This window comes from Staphylococcus sp. LCT-H4, from assembly GCF_001866145.1.
Lineage (GTDB): Bacteria > Bacillota > Bacilli > Staphylococcales > Staphylococcaceae > Staphylococcus > Staphylococcus succinus.
In genome coordinates, this window is record NZ_MODY01000001.1 from 876,663 (window position 1) to 898,587 (window position 21,925).

Annotated in this window: 18 protein-coding genes; 14 read left to right on the forward strand and 4 right to left on the reverse strand. The window is 33.0% G+C overall.

The genetic code is table 11. From position 1 onward, the window contains the following. Positions 1-27 precede the first annotated feature (27 nt). Positions 28-789: an SDR family oxidoreductase gene (locus BK821_RS04020; protein WP_046837010.1), complete on the reverse strand. Its 762-nt coding sequence runs from the start codon at positions 787-789 to the stop codon at positions 28-30. Between the two features lie 206 nt (positions 790-995). Between BK821_RS04020 and BK821_RS04025 the strand changes: the two genes are divergently transcribed. Both BK821_RS04025 and BK821_RS04030 read left to right on the forward strand, forming a co-directional pair. After that, positions 996-1,808, forward strand: a complete 813-nt coding sequence (locus BK821_RS04025; protein WP_046837009.1) for a MerR family transcriptional regulator — start codon at positions 996-998, stop codon at positions 1,806-1,808. A 73-nt stretch (positions 1,809-1,881) separates the two neighbouring features. After that, the gene (locus tag BK821_RS04030; RefSeq protein WP_071331269.1) at positions 1,882-3,399 is read left to right on the forward strand and encodes an MFS transporter; all 1,518 of its coding nucleotides are present in this window, start codon (positions 1,882-1,884) and stop codon (positions 3,397-3,399) included. A gap of 93 nt (positions 3,400-3,492) precedes the next feature. Here the strand turns inward: BK821_RS04030 and lepB are convergent, their stop codons facing one another. After that, on the reverse strand, positions 3,493-4,077 hold the full coding sequence (gene lepB, locus BK821_RS04035; protein ID WP_046837007.1) for a signal peptidase I: 585 nt from the start codon (positions 4,075-4,077) through the stop codon (positions 3,493-3,495). Positions 4,078-4,761: 684 nt separating this feature from the next. On the opposite strand from lepB, the gene BK821_RS04040 reads away from it, so the two are divergent. Together BK821_RS04040 and BK821_RS04045 are read left to right on the forward strand one after the other, a co-directional pair. Then, entirely contained in the window at positions 4,762-6,069 is a 1,308-nt protein-coding gene (locus BK821_RS04040; RefSeq protein ID WP_071331270.1) for an NtaA/DmoA family FMN-dependent monooxygenase, read from the forward strand. 1 nt (position 6,070) lies between these two features. Further along, positions 6,071-7,624 (forward strand): BCCT family transporter, encoded by a 1,554-nt coding sequence (locus tag BK821_RS04045; RefSeq protein ID WP_071331271.1) that lies wholly within the window; start codon positions 6,071-6,073, stop codon positions 7,622-7,624. 132 nt (positions 7,625-7,756) lie between these two features. On the opposite strand, the gene ldmS is transcribed toward BK821_RS04045, so the two are convergent. Next, positions 7,757-8,965 carry an L-aspartate--L-methionine ligase LdmS gene (gene ldmS, locus BK821_RS04050; RefSeq protein ID WP_071331272.1) on the reverse strand — a complete coding sequence of 403 codons (1,209 nt, stop codon included), beginning with the start codon at positions 8,963-8,965 and terminating at the stop codon, positions 7,757-7,759. Positions 8,966-9,864: 899 nt separating this feature from the next. On the opposite strand from ldmS, the gene BK821_RS04055 reads away from it, so the two are divergent. Genes BK821_RS04055 through BK821_RS04080 form a run of 6 tightly spaced genes read left to right on the forward strand, consistent with a single transcriptional unit; the run spans position 9,865 to position 14,962 of the window. Next, positions 9,865-10,659: an SDR family oxidoreductase gene (locus BK821_RS04055; RefSeq protein WP_071331273.1), complete on the forward strand. Its 795-nt coding sequence runs from the start codon at positions 9,865-9,867 to the stop codon at positions 10,657-10,659. A gap of 23 nt (positions 10,660-10,682) precedes the next feature. Further along, positions 10,683-12,566, forward strand: a complete 1,884-nt coding sequence (locus BK821_RS04060; protein WP_071331274.1) for a BglG family transcription antiterminator — start codon at positions 10,683-10,685, stop codon at positions 12,564-12,566. Positions 12,567-12,569: 3 nt separating this feature from the next. Further along, positions 12,570-13,043 carry a transcriptional regulator GutM gene (locus BK821_RS04065; protein WP_046837001.1) on the forward strand — a complete coding sequence of 158 codons (474 nt, stop codon included), beginning with the start codon at positions 12,570-12,572 and terminating at the stop codon, positions 13,041-13,043. Continuing rightward, entirely contained in the window at positions 13,027-13,578 is a 552-nt protein-coding gene (srlA, locus tag BK821_RS04070) for a PTS glucitol/sorbitol transporter subunit IIC (protein ID WP_071331275.1), read from the forward strand. The genes BK821_RS04065 and srlA overlap by 17 nt, the downstream gene beginning before the upstream one ends. Positions 13,579-13,588: 10 nt before the next feature. Further along, positions 13,589-14,599: a PTS glucitol/sorbitol transporter subunit IIB gene (gene srlE, locus BK821_RS04075; RefSeq protein WP_046836999.1), complete on the forward strand. Its 1,011-nt coding sequence runs from the start codon at positions 13,589-13,591 to the stop codon at positions 14,597-14,599. A 12-nt stretch (positions 14,600-14,611) separates the two neighbouring features. Beyond that, positions 14,612-14,962 (forward strand): PTS glucitol/sorbitol transporter subunit IIA, encoded by a 351-nt coding sequence (locus BK821_RS04080; protein ID WP_071331276.1) that lies wholly within the window; start codon positions 14,612-14,614, stop codon positions 14,960-14,962. A 75-nt stretch (positions 14,963-15,037) separates the two neighbouring features. Here the strand turns inward: BK821_RS04080 and BK821_RS04085 are convergent, their stop codons facing one another. Further along, positions 15,038-15,631 carry a TetR/AcrR family transcriptional regulator gene (locus tag BK821_RS04085; protein WP_071331277.1) on the reverse strand — a complete coding sequence of 198 codons (594 nt, stop codon included), beginning with the start codon at positions 15,629-15,631 and terminating at the stop codon, positions 15,038-15,040. 241 nt (positions 15,632-15,872) lie between these two features. Between BK821_RS04085 and BK821_RS04090 the strand changes: the two genes are divergently transcribed. The 4 genes from BK821_RS04090 (at position 15,873) to BK821_RS04105 (ending at position 21,916) form a co-directional block, all read left to right on the forward strand. Continuing rightward, entirely contained in the window at positions 15,873-17,330 is a 1,458-nt protein-coding gene (locus BK821_RS04090) for a CoA transferase (RefSeq protein WP_256201615.1), read from the forward strand. Between the two features lie 258 nt (positions 17,331-17,588). Continuing rightward, on the forward strand, positions 17,589-19,016 hold the full coding sequence (locus BK821_RS04095; RefSeq protein ID WP_063410210.1) for a sugar porter family MFS transporter: 1,428 nt from the start codon (positions 17,589-17,591) through the stop codon (positions 19,014-19,016). Between the two features lie 108 nt (positions 19,017-19,124). Beyond that, entirely contained in the window at positions 19,125-21,038 is a 1,914-nt protein-coding gene (iolD, locus tag BK821_RS04100; RefSeq protein ID WP_046836995.1) for a 3D-(3,5/4)-trihydroxycyclohexane-1,2-dione acylhydrolase (decyclizing), read from the forward strand. Between the two features lie 20 nt (positions 21,039-21,058). After that, positions 21,059-21,916: a sugar phosphate isomerase/epimerase family protein gene (locus BK821_RS04105; protein WP_046836994.1), complete on the forward strand. Its 858-nt coding sequence runs from the start codon at positions 21,059-21,061 to the stop codon at positions 21,914-21,916. Positions 21,917-21,925 lie beyond the last annotated feature (9 nt).

Below are 21,925 nucleotides of genomic sequence, written 5' to 3' on the forward strand. Positions count from 1 at the left end.
TTTATCATGCGGGTTCGTCTTTTTATACTACCAAGCAATGTTACCTTCTTTATTGCTAAAGGTCATGTTAATAGAATTGTCTTTACTTTGAGCTAACTCTACTGTACGTATTACGCCTTCTTCAACAGGTCTGCCGCCCATTGCTTTGGATAATTCTGGTGTTGCGCCGCCAAATTCTGTAGCCACCATGCCTGGGCATACAGCATTTACAGTGATATTTGAACCTTCCCATGTTTGTAGTTCTTTTGCTAATCGAATTGTTAGCATATTGAGGGCGGCTTTGGAAGCTTGGTAACCGACTGCACTCGCATCATAAACTTCTGAACCTACTGTAGTTGCAGCACTTAATGAACCCATTGTGCTAGAGATATTAATGATTTTAGCTTGAGGACTTTGGCTTAGCAAAGGCAGCATCGCTTGTGTCACATCGACTACTCCAAAAAAGTTTACATCAAAATCTTTACGCATAATATCAGTTGATAATTGTGAAGGATTTTCAAAATTATCTAAAGCTATTCCAGCATTATTAATGAGTATAGAGAGATAGCCATAGTGTGTTTCAATATATTTTGCTGCTGACACAATAGTTGCTTGCTGCGTCACATCTAATAAAATATATTCGGCCTCAATGCCACTATCTTTAAGTTTATTTACAGCAAAATTTCCTTCTTCAATACTTCGAGTACCAACTAAAACATGTTGACCTGCATGACCAAGTTCTTGTGCAATTTGAAAGCCCATACCACGATTTGCCCCAGTAATGAGTGTTACTTTTTGATTTGTATCCATATATAATATACCTCCTATAATGATATAGCTGTAATATACTAGGTTCGTCTAAGGCGAAGTCAAAATAAAACTATAAATGAATGTGACTATAGTACGTAAAAATAATTTGTTTCAGTTTAGGAAAAAGGTAAAATGTGAGTGAGCATTGAATAGGAAGTTAAGTAACTTAAAATGCTTTATGACAAATAAATAGAACGAGGGTAAATATGAATTTAACAGAAACACTATTTACTACAGGAGAATTTGCCAAACTATGTGACGTAAAAAAACAGACACTCTTCCATTATGATGAAGTGGGTATATTAAAACCGGAACATAGAAATGAAAAAGGGTATCGATTTTACTCTTTAAAACAAATGGAAATCTTTAATGTTATTGAAATGTTAAAGAGTTTAGAGTTATCGTTAATTGAAATCAAAGACTTTTTAGCCTCTAGGTCAATAGCTGAATCAGTACAGTTGTTAAATACTAAAGAACACGAAATAGATTTGAAAATAAAACAAATGGAACAATTAAAAGAATCAATAAAAAATAAGAGGAATTATTTGAAGGAATCATCTGAAGCTGACTTTTCTACTATTAAAATAGTTGAGTTACCTCAAACGTATTATTTAATTAGTGAGGATTTGAGTCAGAGTAATATTAAATCTTCTTCGCAGCTGTTGATGAATTTTATTAAAAAACATCATTTAGATTTTGGCTATCCTATCGGCGTTATCATAAAAAAAGAAGATATTAAAAATGAAAATAATGATCATTTAGCTAATTTTTATACACAAATAGAAAAGAATAGACATGCCCCACATTTAGTTAGAGCTGCAGGACAATATGTTATTGCTTATCATGAAGGACATGATGATTTATTATATCAAACGCATAGAAAAATTGACGCATATTTACAGACGGCGGGATATGAAATAGTTGGAGATAGCTTTGAAGAATATGCTGTTGATGAGATTAGTACAGACGGTCCTGATAAATATGTAACTAAGATATCGATGGAGGTAGTAAAGTATTAAAAAATTTTCAACGCCTACTTGACTATATGGTTACCGTATAGTTTATATTTTTGATTAGGAAGTAGGTGACAATATGAATATCAAAAAATACCTTATCTTAATGCTCGTTTCGAGTGCATTATTTTTAATAGTCATAGATATGACAGTTTTATATACAGCATTACCATTATTGACTCAGGATTTACAAGCAACAGCAAATCAAAAGTTATGGATCATTAACGCATATGCATTAGTGGTAGCAGGCTTGCTACCAGGATTAGGAACTTTAGGCGATTATGTAGGTTATAAAAAGATGTTTCTTCTAGGATTGACTATTTTTGGGGGAGCGTCATTATTAGCAGCCTACGCAACTACACCGAATATACTAATTTTAGCGAGGGTCTTTTTGGCGATAGGAGCCGCTTCAATGATGCCCCCGACACTCTCAATTATTAAATTAACATTCATAGATGCTCAAGAACGTACATTAGCACTAGGTATATGGTCCGCAATCACTGCAGCAGGAGCCGGTTTAGGACCAGTTATTGGTGGATTACTATTAAGATCTTTCTCGTGGCCATCAGTATTTATAATTAACATTCCTGTAGTTATTGTTGTACTAGTGCTTTCAATAATGTTTATACCAAATGATCAAGTTAAGAAAACAGGACGTTGGGATTTTGTAAGTTCTTTACAAATTATGGTTGGCTTAATTAGTTTAGTATACGGAATCAAAGCAGTAACACAGCAACATAACACGGTACTGATCAGTATATTAGCATTTGTAATAGGCGTGTTGGCAATTACATGGTTTATTAAGAGACAAAATAATTTAGAAAATCCTTTGATTAATTTAAAGATATTTAAAAATTTAAATTTCACAAGTGGCACGCTTGTAGCCATTGTAACGTCATTTGTACTTATAGGATTCGAGTATATTTTATCGCAAAGATTTCAATTGGTATTAGACTTAACCCCGTTACAATCAGGATTGTCTATTATGGCGATGGCGGCAGCTTCACTTGTAGGTGCCATTGTGGTCGGTATGATACTGCCTCAATATGGTTTGTTTAAATTACAGTGCATAACATTAATAATTTCATTTATAGGAATCTTTTTGTTCTACTGGGTCTTAGATATGAACTTACTTATCCAAATCATCATCTTAATGATATTAGGTGGCGGCTTAGGTGGTGCGATGACTTTAGCGTCAAATGCGATTATGACTAATGTAGATGATAAAGAGTCTGGCATGGCAGCTTCTATAGAAGAAGTGTCATTCGAATTTGGAGGATCTTTAGGGATAGCGATTTTAGGAGGATTGTTTTCTGCTTTATATAGCTTATCGTTTGAATTCACTGGAAGCGCTATAAATTTATCTAAGGCTAAAGGAAGTTTAGATGAGACGATTATGCAGGCTGAACAGCTATCACCAGAAGTAAGTAAACAATTAATTTCTGCTGGTAAGGTGGCATTCGATCATTCCTTTTCACTCATTATTATGATTGGTAGTCTGGCATTGATAGCTACTATACTTTTAATAATATTTTTAAATACAAGAGAAAAAAAATATCACATTACTAATATATGCAGTATAAACCCCCATCCTTAACAAACGAGGATGGGGGTTTATACTGGGATGCTTTACGAGTGAGGTTAAATAAGTATGTCGGTTGTTTATTTGAGAGGGAACATAATAGTAATACTATTTATTTATTTTATTAAAACTGTCAGGGTAAAAATTAAATTTAAGATTACTCAATGGCAACCATCTCAATGCTACTTTACCTACAACTTTGTCTGTAGATAATAATCCTAAAGTTCTACGGCTATCATTGCTTATAAATCTATTGTCTCCTAAAACTAAATACTTTCCTTTAGGAATCACTTTTTTACCGTCAGAATATTTTGTATCTGCTACATCAAAATCTTTAGTAAGATATTTAGTCATTTTGTTTTGTTTGTTTAGTTTTAAATAAGGTTCTTTAATATATTTTCCATTAATATATAACTTATCTTTTTTACTTTCCACAGTATCACCGGGCTTACCGATAAGTCTTTTTATGTAATCTGAATTTTTTGTTGCATGAAAAATAATGACATCCCCGCGCTTTATCGTATTTAGGGATTTAGACATTTTATTGATAATTAACTTGTCATCTTCCTGGAATGTGGGTGCCATTGAGCTACCTTTCACAGTATAACTCGTGAACATAAAGGTGGTTACAATCCAAGCAATGGCTACACCGACTATGATGGATACTACCCATTCTGTAATATTTTTCTTCATAAGAAAGAGGCCTCATTTCATTTGTATTTAACGAATTTTATATATAATTAAACATTACTATTAAATGTATGATGAGTCTATATATTTTTTTATTAATCTTTTTAAAATATATGTTGTGTTTTTTGAGGTGAGCAAGTAACTTTTTATTTTAAGTCATATTGCGTGAATGAGCTGAATATTTATAGTGTGATATTGATATTTGAGTATATACTTATATACCGATCTATTAAAAGAATAAGTAATGTATATGACATATGAAAAAATTCTATCTATATAGAACTTATTTTCACATAGGATATTAAATAAAAAGAAGAGAAGTCAAAATACTTAATAAATATGAGCATTTTGACTATTTTTATGAATGAAACAGCGATTTGAAAAGTACATATGAATTTATGAAAAGTATGTTGCTTTAAGAAAGCGAATTGCGTGCAAGGAAAAAGTGGGCTATAATCTTTACTTCAAGTATTTTGTCAGTGACAATCGTTGTTTTCTTGTCACTCTAATCAATATTTAGCTGTTTTTTGTTGTATTAGTTCATGGTGGTAAAGTTCTATAATGTAAAATGATGTATATTTTTATGCTTAAAGCTTAAATTTTTGAAAATAAAACTTTATTTATAATTTATCTTTGGTAGGCTTATAAATAAGTTTTTAATTTGATAATAGACTCATGGAGGTTATTATGACAAAACAAATGCATTTAGCTGCGCTTATTTATAGTACTGGTTTACACCAAGCATCTTGGAGGCTACCCCAATCTCAAATTGAAAAAATTGGAACGATTGAATACCAACAAGAAATCGCACAGATTGCTGAACGTGGATGTTTAGATGCGATATTTTTAGCAGATGGTCAGTATGTCTCAGGTGAACATACAGGGAATATATCTTATTTTTTAGAACCAATTACGACATTAACAGCCATTTCTCAAAAGACTCAGTATATTGGTCTCATTGCTACGATATCTTCCACATTCTATGATCCATATAATGTGGCACGCCTGTTAGGGAGTTTGGATCATATTAGTCATGGCAGAGTAGGTATGAATATTGTCACGTCACAATTAGATATAGAAGGTCAAAATCATTCGTTAGAAAAATTACCTGACCTTAGTGAGCGATATGATAGAGCTGATGAGTTTGTGAGTGTACTTAAGCAATTGTGGAAATCATTTGATTCAAAGGCTTTGATTCACGATAGAACAACAGGACAAGGGATAGATTTTTCATTTGTTAAAGAAATTAATCATCAGGGCAAACATTTTCAAGTCAAAGGCCCTATTAATTTACCTTCGAGTCCTCAAGTATTTCCAGTGTTATGTCAGGCAGGTACTTCGCTACCTGGAAGAGACCTTGCCGCCAAACATGTAGATGTTATTTTTTCTATTGCATGGAATAAAATGGATGCCCAATCTTTTTCTGAGGATTTGAGTAAACGTACGGAGACATATCGAAACATTAAAGAAAAACCACTTATATTACCTGGATTAACAGTTTATGTGGGCGATACAGTCGAAGAAGCACAGAGTAAAGCTGATGAATTAGATCAATTTATCAACATAGAACACAAACTGAAACAAATTGAGCGTAGTATTGGTCAAGATGTTTCACATTGGGCAATGGATAAAAAAGTACCAGAGTTATCCCCTTATGATAGCTTAACAGTAAAAGTTGGTTCAAAGGCACGCTATGAAGCGATACGTAATGCAGTAGAGACTGAACATCTCACATTGCGTGATTTAATTAAACGTGTAGATACATGGATGGGTCATAAAACAATCATTGGTGATCCTACAAGTATTGCAGATACAATGCAGGCGTGGTTTGAAGAGGATTGCTGTGATGGATTTATACTTATGCCTCCAACATATCCAGATATGTTTGAAGCATTTATAGATAAGGTCATTCCAATTTTACAAGAACGTGGATTATTTAGAACAGAATATAAAGAATTAACTTTGAGAGAACGTTTAAAAAGAGAGGTAGAATAATATTAAAGATTCTTATTGGAAAGATAAATTAGATTGGCCTGTATTTCTTATTAGCGGTGGCATACTTGTGTTATTTGTCATTATGTCATCGCTATTCACTAAAGCAACTTCGAACTTTGTACACAAAGGTTTTGAGCTTTCGATAACTTATTTTGGAGCATTTTGGCAAGTGTTATTACTTGCGACATTTGCTGTAGGTCTATTTTTAGCTTTTTCTAAGTATGGTCGTGTAAGACTAGGTAACGTTTCTGAACCAGAAATGGGTTACTTCAGATGGGCAGCTATTGTTATTACATCAGGGCTAGGCGCAGGGGCTATATTTTGGGCTGCAGCTGAACCAATGTATTACTTTATGGATGTACCGCCTACAATGGATTCAAGCATTCAAGATAAAAGCACAGCAGCGATTCCTGCTGCGATGGCACAAAGTTTTACGTCATGGGGCTTTACTGCTTGGGCAGTATACGGTGCAGTAAGTGGTATTATTATCATGTATGCACATTATAATAAAGGCATGAAAATGAGACCAAGAACATTACTATATCCTGTATTTGGACAGAAAATTGAAAATAATAAAACAGGTTCAATTATAGACGTATTTTGTATTTTAGGAGCTGTAGCTGGAACGATTGGGACGATTGGATTCTTTGGATTCCAATTTAGTTACTGGTTACATAGTATTTTCGGTATACCTGATAGCTTAATTACACAAGTATTATCGGTCGGTGGGCTTATGATTATTGTGACGATTTCTGCTACGACAGGTATAGATAAAGGCATTCAATTTTTAAGTAAATTAAATGTGTGGCTCGCACTTGCTGTTGCAGCATTTATTTTATTAATTGGTCCAGGACGATTTATTATCGATACATTTTTAAATTCATACGGCGTTTACCTTACACACTTTTTAGAAATTAGTACATTTAGAGGTGACGACAAATGGGCCGGATCATGGATGCTTTTCTTCTTTGGTTGGTTTATAGGTTATGGTCCTTTGATGGGCATGTTAGTAGCACGTGTATCAAGAGGGCGTACAATCAGAGAAATTTTCATACTTGTTTCAATCGTTGCAGCTGTAGTTTCTCACTTATGGTTTTCTATCTTAGGGGGAAGCGGTCTATTTTATGAAACTAAAAATAGTGGTGCCATCAGTGGGCCATTATCTGATAATGGATTACCAGCAGCAGTTATTTCAATAGCCACAAATTTACCTTTAGGTACGATGTTAGTGGTTGCTTTACTACTTTTAACACTAATATTTGTTATAACTACTGCAGATACGATGTCGTATTCTATTTCGATGTCAGTGACAGGTGAGGGAGATCCGCCTAAAGTAATCAGGGTGTTTTGGGTTGTTATTATGGCAGTTATTTCGATCATTTTAATTAATATCGGAGAAGGTAGTATTGATGCGATACAATCCTTTATTATTGTCACAGCAGTGCCTATATCAATTATTATGCTACCCGTGGTTTGGACGGCACCTAAGATTGCGCATGAATTAGCAGTTAAACAAAACATTGTTGAGGATAAGTCTAAAGAAAAAACAGAGTGAAATGTTGACGAGTTCAAGTGAGTTTCACTAGTGTTCAAATACATTAACACCCCCCACGCCATGTAAAATGCGTGGGGGGTATTGTAATATTGTAAATACATACTGGAGAGTATAAATGTTAAGGGAAAGATATCAGTTATTTATTAAACTTGTATCTATTTCTTTTAAGAATTGTATCTCGGATTTTTCCAGGTAGTCCTTGCTGCCTCCATGCCAAATACCACAAAATCTTGATTTAATACCATCATCGCTATGCCAATCCCCGTCATAATATGCGATTGGAAATAAAATCCCTTTTTGGACATATTTAAAAATAGTATTAAAAAATAATTTATTATCACAAGGAGAGATATAAGTGAAAAATTTATGATGACCGCTTTTCAACATAGGTGCTAACATTAATAGACTTGTTGAAGCATTTTGTCTAAAATTCAGATCTATTGCATATATGTTTTCATTTTTATCAACCAATAAGTCAAAACCAGCGACACCTAAATAGCCTTTATCAACGGCTGTTTGCATAATCTCTTTGCCAGCTTGAACAACTGCTTGAGGAATATGTTCTAATTTATGATTTCCTTGATAGTGTCCGGCTGTATCAGTGAGTTGTTCAGTAGCGCCTAAAAATTTCAGACCTTTAGATTTTGAATAAGCATATTGAACCGAATAATTCATTCTAGCCTCTATTTTTCTTTCTATGATTATTGTCTTAGATATATTTTGATCATTTGAAATTTTCATTTTAGCAAGTTCAAGGTCATTATTATTATCGCAAATCATAACCCCATTCCCACCAGATGTTGGTAAATCATCCCCAATTTTTAATACAAAAGGAAATGACCATCTAGACATAGCACTTGAAAAGTCTTCTATATTGATAACCTCTCTATCAGGCAAGTATTTATTGTTTGTCCATTCTGCAAGTCTAGATTTATTATTTAAAGCAATAAAAAGGTCTTTATCTACACCATAATGATGATTACTCAAAACGTCTTCGCTATGTGGATACTGAAATAAAATTTTATTTCCGTCCTTATAAGCTAACTGTTGAATTAAACATTCATAACTATATTTATCATCAAAGGTAAAAATATTATCAGGGATTTCTAAACCAACGAGCTCAAACAAAGAAGTGAGTTTGTCAGTAACACTAGCTTGGTGAACAAGCATAGGGAGTTGATCAGCAATTAGAATTTCACGACCTGTTAAATAATTGGATTGATGTTCTTCATTTGATAACCATGGGTTGGAGTCATAAGAAGGTCTTGATGTGTATGCGACCCCTGTCCCGTGAAGGTTGCTCAGTGTTAGCAGTGCACTCGTATTGATTTTATTGTTCATTTTTATCACCCTTTATTATTAATACGAACCAATGGTATTAAAAATATATCCATTAGGTTTCATCTCAATATTATTTTTAAAAAACAAAACGCTGCAAAATTATAAAACTAAAGGCAATTTAGTTATCAGATTAATGTTGCACCCTATATAGTTTCCTTTGGTAAAAAATTCAAACATATTTCGCTGATTTAAAAAAATATACAGGCATAAGCTATCAAGTTTTTACAGTGCTATATTTATTAAATGAGTCATTTGTGAATAAAAGTGTATGTTACATTGATAAAATTCAACTGAATAAAAAGTGCTTGCATAGATGATAGAGTTAAAAAGATATAATAAATCGCTAGTTAGAAGGGACAAGGACACGCTAACCGCTATAGAGATTAGTGAAAATACAAATTTTAACGGGGCCAAATATACGAGTGATACAGTTACGAATATTAGGGTATTTTGGAAGATCTTAAGAAGTGGGTATTTCATCAGAAAATGTTTTATATCTATTAATAATGAAATATCAAAGATGTAAAATTAAACATTAATTGATTATCAAATTCCCAATCATTTGATAATCAAACGTTATTCATAAAAATTCATTATAAAATAATAATTTAAATAAGCAAAATACATGAATGTGTATGTCTCTATGATACAACGTATATCAAAAATAGGACAGTAAAGTGATATTATAACTAATTTGAGAATAAGATTTGTTTTCTTTCAGAGGAGTGTATTGCTTTAAGCATTATCCTAATTATTTTGCATGAATTCTAACAGTAATAATCAACTTACAGCCAATTATTTGTACTTTTTCCAAAACTTACATAAATGTTTGTATTAATTATGTAAGCGAATACAAATACAATGGTAACAAGCTTATTACAAATTAGGAGGATTTTTAGATGACTAACTGGTTAGAAATTGAAAGTAAAGTTGTAATTGTAACAGGTGGAAGTTCTGGAATAGGAAATGAAATCGTAATTAATTTATTAGAAAATGGTGCTATTGTATATAATGCGGATTTAAAAGATAGCAATTTAAATAAAAAGAATTATCACTTCTTACAAGTAGATGTAACCAATAGAGACAATGTACAAAAGGCTGTAAATGAAGTTCATAACAAAGAGGGGAAAATCGATATTTTAATTAACAATGCGGGTATAAATTTACCAAGATTATTACTGGATTCAGCTGGTAGCCATCCAGAATATGAAATCAATGATAAAGATTTAAATTTTATGTTTGATGTAAATTTAAAAGGACCTATATGGTTTAGCCAAGCGGTTACTAAATACTTTATCGAACAAAATGCAGGTAAAATCATCAATATTTCAAGTGAAGCAGGTCAAGAAGGTTCCGAAGGGCAGAGCTTATATTCTGCTACAAAAGCGGCATTAATTGGGTTAACAAGAAGTTGGGCCAAAGAATTAGGTAAATATAATATTAATGTTGTGGCAATAGCTCCAGGGATTATTGAAGAAACGGGCTTAAGAACCAAACAATATGAAGAAGCATTGGCATATAGTAGAAATATTACTGTAGATCAATTGAATGGAGATTATTCTAAATCAATTCCTTTAAGAAGAGTAGGGAAATTGAAAGAAATTTCGGATTTAGTATGTTACTTGAGTTCAAATAAATCAAGCTATATTACAGGAACTACAATTAACATTTCAGGAGGTAAATCCAGAGGATAATCCCATCAAGTTAGGGGAGTACAATGAAGTTAAATAGAAAGCATATAAAAATAATACAATTACTGCTTAATAATCATACTTCAATAGAAAGATTATCATTTCTTGTGGAAGTTTCAGAGCGCACACTATTAAATTATGTTAAACAAATTAATGATTACTTTGATAATAGGATTGCTATTACAAAGATTCAACAAAATTTAACGATATATATTGAAAATGAACACCAATTCTTAAACCAACTTGATGAGGTGATCGAACTTACAGAAAATGCACATTCTGAACATGATAATAAGATGGAAATCATATTTTTTCAAATTTTGAAAAACAAAATATGCACCATAGATGATATAGCAGAATATACTTTCATGAGTAAGACGAGTGTGAGTAATTTATTGAAAGATATGAAAGCGGAGTTAGAAGTATATGATGTTTCAATTATTGGTAAACCTAACGTAGGATTATATATTAGCGGTAGAGAATATGATATTAGAAAACTAATTATAGAAAAATTTTCCAATAAATATTTGAGTATAGAAATAGATTTACAACTGCGTGAGCAATTACTCGAATTAAAAAAGTCGCTTAAATTAGATGAGCAAACCTATCAACGGTTAGTGGTAGCAGTTCAAGTGACAATTGATCGAGTAGATGAAAAAGCATTTATGGATAGTGATCTTGCAATAGATAATAACGTATTTGTATCTAATGATTATAAAGCCATCGATTTTGTGAAAAGATATTTAACAGAAAATTATGAAAATTTAGAGATTAATAAAGAACTGATACTGGTTGTTATTCAATTAATGGGAAGAAGAGCTACCATTTTGGACGAATTAATTTCATCTTCTGAAGCAGCTTTAATTGATGATATTATTGCGCACACGATTGATGATGTTATTAAATATTTTGGCATCGAAATAGACGATGGATTATTTACAAAAGATATCAGGTTACACATTAAATATTTAATTAATCGGATTATTTTTGATATTAGGCTAAATAACGAAAGTGCAATTGAAATGAAAAAAAGATTTCCGTTTGCATTTGAGTTATCTAAAGTACTAGGTGAAAATATTACAAAAGCTTTAAACTTAAAAGTTTCTGAAGAAGAACTGGGGTATTTAACGATATATTTTAGTATATATTTAGAAAAATTAGAACAAGAAGTTAAAGATATTTCTAAAGTAGCTATATTAACTGATTATGGGTTAAGTGTTTATAAATTATTAAAAAATAATGTGATTAAATTATTTGGTCAGCAAGTTGAAATCACTATGATTGAAAAAGCGGATTTTAACGAAGAAGATCTAGATAATTATGAAATTGTAATATCAACAGTTAAAGAAAATAGGTTATTTAATCGAATTATATATATAGAAGATGCTTTTGACGAACAGATACTTAAACTAAAGGTGGAACAATTTTTAATTTATAAAGATTTAAATCGCAAAAATATCTTCAATAAAAGTGTGATTGCGGACTGTATGACTGAAAATGATTTGTACTATTTGGATAATAAGTACACATATCAAGAAATGATAGCGATGATGGCTGATGAGCTGTACGAGCAAAATAAAGTAGATAAAGATTTTAAAAAATGCATTATCAATAGAGAAAAAAGCAAGTCTACGATAAATAAGAAATTAGGATTTCCACATGCAAGCCATAAAAAAAGCAGTATTTGTATAAAAATCATACTTTTAGAAAATGGTTGTGCTGATTATCACGACTTAAAAATCATAGTTCTTATTGCTACACCTGAAGAAGCAATTAATGAAGCATTATTAATTCGGATATACGAAGAAGTTTTAGCATTATCAACAAACACGTTTTTAATCAGTAAATTTTCACACAATACGAACTTTTATGAATTTAAAACACTATTAAATCAAGAAATGAAGGGATAAATTATGTTTTTTATTTTACTAATTGTATTAGCGGCTATCGGATTTGTCGTACAACATTTACTAGGATGGTTGCAAATAAAAAATTTTACTAAAAATTATACAGAATTACGTTATAAGGGGAAAGTAGCTATTGGTAGACGTCCATCAGTATTCAAATCTGGAACGCTCGTCTTATTACAGCTAAATGGTAAAAATGAAATTGAAGATGCTCGATACATGCAAGGGGTAACAGTGTTTAGTAAGTTCAAACCAATAGAAGGTTTAGAAAATCTGAAACTCAATAAAATTACAGGAAAAGATTTAACTAATTTCAACAAACTATTAGTCAAAGCAATCTTAGATGCTCAACACACGCTAAAAGTTGTAGAAAGCGGTGGGGAAATTGAGAAAATACCTTCCCCAATGATGAAAGCAGTAAAGAAAGTGAATAATATTTTTAAAAGTGAAAGGGGTATGAAACATGGAGTACGTCGTTAAATTTGCCGAAGCGTTTATAAAATTATTTCAGACTGGTGCAGATACATTTATAGATTGGATGGGTACGATTGTACCGTTAGTACTTATGTTGCTTATAGCGATGAACACACTTATTCAATTAATTGGAGAAGAGCGTATCAATTTTGTTGCACAAAAATCTGCTAAAAATCCGTTAATGCGCTATTTAGTCTTACCATTTTTAGGATCATTTATGTTAGCCAATCCGATGGTCCATTCATTAGGAAGATTTATGCCAGAAAAATATAAACCAAGTTATTTTGCATCAGCTTCACAATTTGCACACACGAGTAATGGATTATTTCCTCACATTAATCCAGCTGAATTATTTATTTTCTTAGGGATAGCTAATGGTATTCAAAAATTAGGACTACCAACTACAGATCTAGCTGTACGTTACCTATTAGTTGGTTTGTTAGTGAACTTTATCGGTGGTTGGGTTACAGACTTCACAACAAGCTTCGTAGAAAGGCAACAAAAAGTAAAATTAAGTAAAGAGATTAAATTAGAGGGATGAGGTGAAATAAATGAATAAAAAAGTAAAAGTGGTCAAAGGTTCTGGAGGATTTGGAGGACCGTTAACATTTGGTGTTGAAGGAGACAAGAAGAAGTTAGTTTATATCACAGGAGGACATAAACCTGAGATTGTGGATAAAATTTCTGAAATTACAGGTGCAGATCCTGTAAACGGCTTTGAAACATCAGTCCCTGAAGAAGAAATCATGGCTATTATTATTGATTGTGGAGGAACATTAAGATGTGGTATTTATCCTAAAAAAGGGATTCCAACTATTAATATTATGGCCACCGGCAAAAGTGGTCCGCTTAGACAATACATTACGGAAGACATATATGTTTCAAACGTTGATGTCAGTCAGGTTTCAGAATTAGGTACAGAAGAGGAAACAACCATGGTTAGTAGTTCAACAGCGACACAAAATAAAGAAGCGACTAATAGCATGTACTCAAAAGATAAAAAACTTATGGAAACGCGAGCTGAACAAGAACATGTAGGTATTTTAACTAAAATTGGACTTGGAGCCGGAAAAATTATTAATACATTTTATCAAGCGGCAAGGGATGCTGTAGATACAATGTTACATACAATTATTCCTTTTATGGGATTTGTAGCACTATTAATTGGAATTATTCAAGGTTCAGGTATCGGTAAACTGTTTGCTCAAGTGATGTCACCACTTGCAGGTAATATATGGGGATTATTAGCTATCGGATTGATTTGTTCATTGCCATTTTTAAGTCCCTTATTAGGTCCAGGGGGAGTGATTGGTCAAGTGTTAGGTACATTGATTGGTGTAGAAATTGGAAAAGGCAATATCCCACCACACTTGGCATTGCCAGCATTATTCGCAATTAACACTCAAAATGCTGCTGATTTCATACCTGTTGGGCTCGGTTTAGCAGAAGCTGAAACTAAAACAATAGAAATCGGTGTGCCTTCAGTTCTCTACTCCAGATTTTTAAATGGTGTGCCTCGGGTATTCATAGCGTGGCTAGCAAGTTTTGGGTTATATAAATAAAGGAGAGATAAAATGTATAAAACAATTGTAAAAGAGATCGGACAAGATGCTAAAGCATTTGAAGAAGAAAAAATGGTTATATTATTCGGTGATAATGCACCAGATGAGTTAGTTGATTATTGCTATATTATTGATATCAATGCAGTTGAAGGTACCATTACCGAAAAACAAAAATTGTATATAGATCATCATGTTTTTGATATTACGAAGGTTGGCTCAGCGGTACAAGACAATTTATCTAACCTAGGCCATATCACACTTAAATTTGATGGTAGTAATACTGCGGATCAATCAGGTACATTATATTTAGAAAATGCGGATATACCTGAAATGACTAAAGGTACAGAATTGAAAATTCAATAAATAAATTATGAGGTTGAGACAAAAGGCGTTTTAGTGAGCAGCAGAGTGCTGGCTAAATCGTAAGCTATTAATGTCTCAATCTCTTTGTCGTTTTTTTGCTTCGACAAGTAAACGGATGGGCCCATTAGAGTTTAGGATAATAAGTTGGCGAGCCATTGTTTCTGGTGTTTCTTGAAAATCACGTAAAATCCAACTGTGAATCATACCTACATAAGCAGAAGCAATATAATCTGCAACAATTTCTTTAGTGAGTAACATATCATTTTCGAGTCCTGTGTCTTTAAAAAATGTAATATACCGTTGTTGTATATGGTTTTTAAACAATAATTCAAAATTAGAGTATCGTTGGAACATCGTTTTATAAAAATAAGCATCGTGATAAACATGACTAAAAATATTATTTGAAATATAATATTGTGATTCATCGATGCTTTGATGTTTAAGGTAAAATTTATATGGCTCACCAAATAATAAGCGAAAATAAGCACTGATTGTTATAGAAATGGCTGAGTCTATTGAGTCATAGTGTCGGTAAAATGTGGATCTGTTAACTTGTGCTTCATCACATATCATTTTAACGCTCATTGAGGACATGCGTGTTTTATTGAGACAATCTACAAGTGCATTTTGAATTTTAGTTTTAGATTTTAAGTTTTTTAAGTTTGCCATATAGAATACCTCCTCAAAAGCAACACATTCTAAATATGTGTTGCTTTTTTGATTTTACACCTATTGTTTTAACAAGTCTATTATCCATATAATACATGTATAGAAGTGATTTTTAGATGTAAGCTAGCTATGTTATTAACCTATCTTCAAACAGATCAGATGATATAGAAACTTGTGTGAATTGAATGTATAAGGAGGCAAAAATGTTGATTAATAATAGTGAAACATTAAAAAAGTATTATTGGAAAATAAGGAAAAACGTATCAGTAACGATGATTTTAATATCGAAGCTGCTTTAGAAGATATATTAAATTCAGTTGGATATACAACATCTGATAGCGGTGGCGAAGTTTCTTTTTATGGAAAGGATCCGATAATGCCAAGTACGCTGAGAATTGCTAGTTTAGCTGGACTTGGTTTAGCAGCTAAATCGGTTGCTTTAGCACATTTGTGGCAAGTAAGAGGTGGTAATGGTCAAGATATTCATGTAGATATTAGAAAATCTGTAAAACGCCTGTCTCCATTTTATGAAAGAAAATGGGAAACTTTAAACGGTTTTCCGGCTAAAAGCCAAGAAGATCCACATACGCCATTTAGGTTTGATTTTTATCAAACACGTGATCAAAGATGGATGATGCCGCTTAATCCATACCCAAATGCTAAAGCACATGTCTTAGAATTATTAGATAGTCGTTCAACTAAAGAAGCTGTTGCTGAAGCAATTAAACAATGGAAAGGATTAGATTTAGAAAAAGCTGCTGCAGATAAAGGTATCGTCATGCCAATGGTTCGTACAATTGAAGAATTTGTTGAAGAGCCACAATTTCGTCATATTGCAGAAACAGAACTTATTGAAATTAAAAAAATAGGGGAGTCTGAACCAGAACAGTTTACTGAGAACCCAAGCCAACCCTTAAGTGGTATTAGAGCGTTAGGGATGGGACATGTAATAGCTGGGGCTGGATTAGGTAGAGGATTAGCATTACACGGCGCAGATGTATTAAATATATGGAGACCTACTGAATTAGAAGTAGAAACGATGTATTTAACATCTAATGTGGGTATGCGTTCGACATATTTAGATTTAGATGAAAAAGCGGAACATCGAGCAAAATTTGATCAGTTATTGCAAGATGCAGATGTCTTTTTTATTAATAAGAGACATGGTTTTATGGAGTCATATCAACTTACTCCAGAAGATTTGGCTAAGCAACGTCCTGGTATTATTCATGCTTCGGTAAATTTACATGGTCATACAGGTCCGTGGTCCAACCGTAATGGCTTTGATCAAACTGCGGGCAGTGTGACTGGAGTCATGACATTGGAGGGAACAGAAGCTGAGCCTAAGTTACCCCCAATTGTGGTGGTTAATGACTATGTAGTATCTTGGTTATTAGAACTAGGTACAATTAAAGCATTGGAACTTCGCGCCAAAGAAGGTGGAAGTTATAGTATAAGTGTGTCGTTAAGTAAAGTATCAGCATATCTATTATCATTAGGCATTTTTGAGAAGGATTATGCAAGAGCAGCTTCAAATAGTGACGATGAACATAAAATTATAGCGCCAGATCAATTTGAAGCTGAAACTCCATTAGGCACATATGTAGGAGTAACAGATCAAGTAGTCATGTCTGAGACACCAGGTGAGTATGATACTGTACTCATGTTTAGAGGCTCGGATAAACCGGAATGGAAATAAAAATAACTAAATAAGTTTTTACGACTATTATATTTTACGGATTTTTAATAATTAAATATATTGATGTGAAGCTCCTACAAATCACTTTAATTGTAGGGGTTTTTTTGTATTCAGTGTAGCTGGAAATGCTATTTTTGAGCATGTGTAACCACAAAAAATAATTGACTGTAAGCGCTAACAGTATTACTATGTTATTAAATGTTGGTAATGTTTTAGTGTTGTTTTGGATTTATATTCCGTAAATAAGAGGTGTTTCACATGGGAAAATCAGAAGTTGACATAAAAAATAGCAAAATGAAGAAGATTACAATCATTGCAACGTTTGGGGGATTACTGTTTGGTTTTGATACTGGCGTTATAAACGGTGCCTTACCGTATATGTCATTGTCTAATCAATTGGATTTAAGCCCTGCTACTGAAGGATTAGTGTCAAGTTCTTTAGTATTTGGGGCTGCATTTGGAGCTATAGCTGGTGGTAGGTTATCTGATGCATTAGGAAGAAAGAAAATGATTATGGTCTTAGCAATTATTTTCTTCTTTGCAACATTAGGTTGTGGACTTGCACCTAATGTAAGTTCTATGGTGGCCTTTCGTTTAATACTAGGATTGGCGGTTGGTGGTGCATCAGTTATTGTTCCGACGTTCCTTTCTGAAATGTCTTCGAAAGAAAAGAGAGGACGAATGGTAACTCAAAATGAATTGATGATTGTTTCAGGACAATTAATGGCTTATGTTATCAATGGTATTTTAGGAAATTTAGTAGATAATCCTGGTATATGGAGAATCATGCTACTCGTCGCTACGATACCAGCAATCATACTATGGTTTGGTATGCTAAGAGTACCTGAAAGTCCAAGATGGCATGCCAGTAAAAGTAAGTATTGGCCAGCTTATACGATTTTAAGAACACTTAGAGATGAAAAAACAGCAGCAGAAGAAATAAAAGAAATTAAAACAGTTATTGATAAAGAAAAATTAATAAAAGAAAAATCCAAAAATGAATTCACAAAGTCTTGGGTTCGTAAAATATTATTTATTGGTATAGGACTTGGCGTGGTACAGCAAATCACTGGGGTGAATTCAATCATGTATTATGGCACAGAAATATTAAGGAATGCTGGTTTTGGGACTAAGGCAGCGTTAATTGGAAATATCGCTAATGGCGTTATATCTGTGTTAGCGACCTTTGTAGGTATTTGGTTATTAGGTAAGATAGGGCGCCGCACCATGTTATTAACGGGCCAGATTGGGATAGTGTTTACGCTTATTTTATTAAGTATATTTCCTATATTTTTAGCAGGGACGCCTATACTACCATTTGTTATATTGTTGCTCACTGTAACATTTTTAGCTTTTCAACAAGGGTGTGTATCTCCGGTAACATGGCTAATGCTTTCTGAGATATTTCCAATGAAAATTAGAGGTGTAGGTATGGGCGCTAGTGTATTCTTTTGCTGGATTACGAATTTCTTAGTTAGTTTATCATTCCCAGTATTACTAGGACATTTCGGTCTAGCATCAACATTTACAGTGTTTGTTGCTTTAAATATTTTAGCAATCGTCTTTGTTAAAAAAGTACTACCAGAGACGAAAGATAAATCGTTAGAAGAAATAGAAGAGCATTTTAAATCAGCAAAGAAAAATAACAAGATTGTAAGTGAGAAATTGATTGAAGAAGCTAAATAAAATAAAAAGATGAATAATATCGATTGACTGAAAGCGGTAACAATTATATTATGATAATAAGTTGATTATGTTTTGGCATTTTATCTTCATTTATGGAAGGATGATTATATGAAAGAGAAATTAAGATTAACAACTGGACAAGCTTTGGTTAAATTTTTGAAACAACAATATATATGTATCGATGGTGAAGAAAAGCCTTTTGTTGAAGGTGTGTTTGACATTTTTGGCCATGGCAATGTAATGGGTATTGGGCAAGCATTAGAAGAAGACCCAGGACATTTAAATATTATTCAGGGTAAAAATGAACAAGGTATGGCTCATGCAGCAATTGGTTTTAGTAAACAACGTTTGAGACGTAACATTTATGCAGTGACTACATCGGTCGGTCCCGGATCGGCTAATTTAACCGCGGCAGCAGGGACGGCGCTTGCAAATAATATTCCTGTATTATTGCTGCCAAGTGATACATTCGCTACAAGACAACCGGATCCAGTATTACAACAAGTTGAACATGAATCTAATTTAACTACCACAACAAATGACGCTTTAAAGGCGGTTTCTAGATATTGGGACAGAGTCACACGTCCTGAACAATTAATGTCAAGCTTGATTAGGGCGTTTGAAGTTATGACGAATCCAGCACAAGCAGGACCAGCAACAGTTTGTATTTCTCAAGATGTACAAGGCGAAGCGTTTGATTTTGACGCTACGTTCTTTAAAAAACGTGTACACTATATCGATCGTCCGGAACCGGTTCAACGAGAAATAGCATTAATGACTGAAACGATTAAACAAAGCAAAAAACCTGTAATCCTTGTAGGTGGCGGTGCAAAATACGCTGGTGCACGCGATGAATTAATTGAAATTTCTGAAAAATACAATATTCCTTTGGTTGAGACGCAAGCTGGTAAATCCACTGTAGAGGCGACATTTAAAAATAACTTGGGTGGCATGGGTATTACTGGAACATTAGCTGCCAATAAAATTGCTTATAAAGCGGATTTAGTCATAGGTATTGGAACTAGATATACTGATTTTGCTACATCGTCAAAAACTGCGTTTAACTTTGAGGAAACGAAATTTTTGAATATAAACATTAATAGAATGCAGGCATATAAGTTAGATGCAATACAAGTTATTGCTGATGCGAAAGCCACACTTCAGCAGTTATTAAAACATCTAGATAATTATAAAACTGAATATGAACATGAAATTGTTGATGCTAAGCAAGAATGGGAAAAAGAACGGGAACGTTTAAGTACCATTAAATATGATAGAAATCATTTCGATCCAGAAATAAAAAATCAGTTTAACCAAGAAGTATTAAATGAATATGCCGATGCTTTGAATACCGAATTAACTCAGAGTTCAGTCGTGTTGAAAATCAATGATGTCGTTAATCCTAAAAGTAATGTAATTACCTCAGCAGGTTCACTTCCTGGTGACATGCAACGTCTGTGGAATGCAACACAACCAAACACATATGGGGTTGAATATGGATATTCATGTATGGGTTATGAAATTTCTGGTGCATTAGGTGTGAAATTAGCTGATCCGGCTAACGAAGTATATTCATTTGTAGGAGATGGAAGTTTCCTTATGTTACATTCTGAATTTATCACCTCACTGCAATACAAGAAGAAAGTGAATATATTGCTATTTGATAATTCGGGATATGGGTGTATTAATAATTTGCAGATGGAAAATGGTGTTAATAGTTATCACACCGAATTTAGAACTTCGGACAATGAAATATTAAATATTGATTACGCAAAAGTAGCTGAAGGTTATGGTGCCAAAGTATATAAAGTGTATTCATTAGAAGCATTAGAAGAAGCGCTTAAAGATGCAGAACAACAAGATATTAGTACTTTGATTGAAATAAAAGTATTGCCTAAGACAATGACAGATGGTTATGAGAGCTGGTGGCATGTAGGTATACCAGAAGTTTCTAATTCGAAAGACATACAAGCTGCACATGATTTGAAAGTGGGAAAGTTAAAGAAAGCTAAACAATACTAATTAATAGAGGAGAATATGATATGAAATTAGCATTAGATCCAGCAATGTACACAGACTTATCAATGAAAGAAGTGATAGATAAAGCGGCAAGCTTAGGATATGAATATATTGAGCTTTCTCCTAGAGAAGATTTTATACCTTTTTATAAATACCCAAAAGTTGATAATAGTATGATTAAAAACGTTAAGAAATGGTGTAGTGATGCGGGGGTTCAATTATCATCGGTCTTACCAGTGATGGCTTGGTCGGGTCCTGATGAAGAAAGACGTCAAGGTGCAGTCCGTAATTGGAAACGTGCTATAGAGATAGCGAGTGATTTAAATGTAGAAGTCATGAATACAGAATTTAATGGAAATAAATATGAACCTCAGATTTGTGAGGAAAAATTTATTAAATCTATGGATGAGCTATTACCAATATTTGAAAAAGAAGGAATAAATTTAAATTTACAAGCACATCCTTATGATTTTATTGAGCGTAATGATGAAGCCTTAAGAATGATTAGAGGATTAAATAAAGAGTGGATAAATTTAGTGTATTCTACTTCACATACATTCTTTCATGACGACGGTACAGGTGATATAGCCACAATGTTTGATGATGCAGGGGATAAATTACAGCATGTGCTATTCTCTGATACATTAAATCACACTGTTGCGAATGGTTTACGTTATATTGTGAATCCGCCTGATGCTGAAGTGACCGTACATCAGCACCTTAATATTGGTGAAGGTGAAGTAGATTTCGATACGATATTTAGAAAATTAAAAGAAATGAAATTTGATGGTATCGCTACGAATTCAGTCTTTGCTTGGGTAGATAAAGCTGATGAATCAGCCACTTTTATGTTGAATAAATTAAAGAAAGAATTATTTTAATACCATAAT

Bases quoted from the DNA above. Each gene is read 5' to 3' on its own strand.
- BK821_RS04020 (WP_046837010.1), bottom strand. From the start codon at position 789: ATGGATACAAATCAAAAAGTAACACTCATTACTGGGGCAAATCGTGGT.
- BK821_RS04025 (WP_046837009.1), top strand. From the start codon at position 996: ATGAATTTAACAGAAACACTATTTACTACAGGAGAATTTGCCAAACTA.
- BK821_RS04030 (WP_071331269.1), top strand. From the start codon at position 1,882: ATGAATATCAAAAAATACCTTATCTTAATGCTCGTTTCGAGTGCATTA.
- lepB (WP_046837007.1), bottom strand. From the start codon at position 4,077: ATGAAGAAAAATATTACAGAATGGGTAGTATCCATCATAGTCGGTGTA.
- BK821_RS04040 (WP_071331270.1), top strand. From the start codon at position 4,762: ATGACAAAACAAATGCATTTAGCTGCGCTTATTTATAGTACTGGTTTA.
- ldmS (WP_071331272.1), bottom strand. From the start codon at position 8,965: ATGAACAATAAAATCAATACGAGTGCACTGCTAACACTGAGCAACCTT.
- BK821_RS04055 (WP_071331273.1), top strand. From the start codon at position 9,865: ATGACTAACTGGTTAGAAATTGAAAGTAAAGTTGTAATTGTAACAGGT.
- BK821_RS04060 (WP_071331274.1), top strand. From the start codon at position 10,683: ATGAAGTTAAATAGAAAGCATATAAAAATAATACAATTACTGCTTAAT.
- BK821_RS04065 (WP_046837001.1), top strand. From the start codon at position 12,570: ATGTTTTTTATTTTACTAATTGTATTAGCGGCTATCGGATTTGTCGTA.
- srlA (WP_071331275.1), top strand. From the start codon at position 13,027: ATGGAGTACGTCGTTAAATTTGCCGAAGCGTTTATAAAATTATTTCAG.
- srlE (WP_046836999.1), top strand. From the start codon at position 13,589: ATGAATAAAAAAGTAAAAGTGGTCAAAGGTTCTGGAGGATTTGGAGGA.
- BK821_RS04080 (WP_071331276.1), top strand. From the start codon at position 14,612: ATGTATAAAACAATTGTAAAAGAGATCGGACAAGATGCTAAAGCATTT.
- BK821_RS04085 (WP_071331277.1), bottom strand. From the start codon at position 15,631: ATGGCAAACTTAAAAAACTTAAAATCTAAAACTAAAATTCAAAATGCA.
- BK821_RS04095 (WP_063410210.1), top strand. From the start codon at position 17,589: ATGGGAAAATCAGAAGTTGACATAAAAAATAGCAAAATGAAGAAGATT.
- iolD (WP_046836995.1), top strand. From the start codon at position 19,125: ATGAAAGAGAAATTAAGATTAACAACTGGACAAGCTTTGGTTAAATTT.
- BK821_RS04105 (WP_046836994.1), top strand. From the start codon at position 21,059: ATGAAATTAGCATTAGATCCAGCAATGTACACAGACTTATCAATGAAA.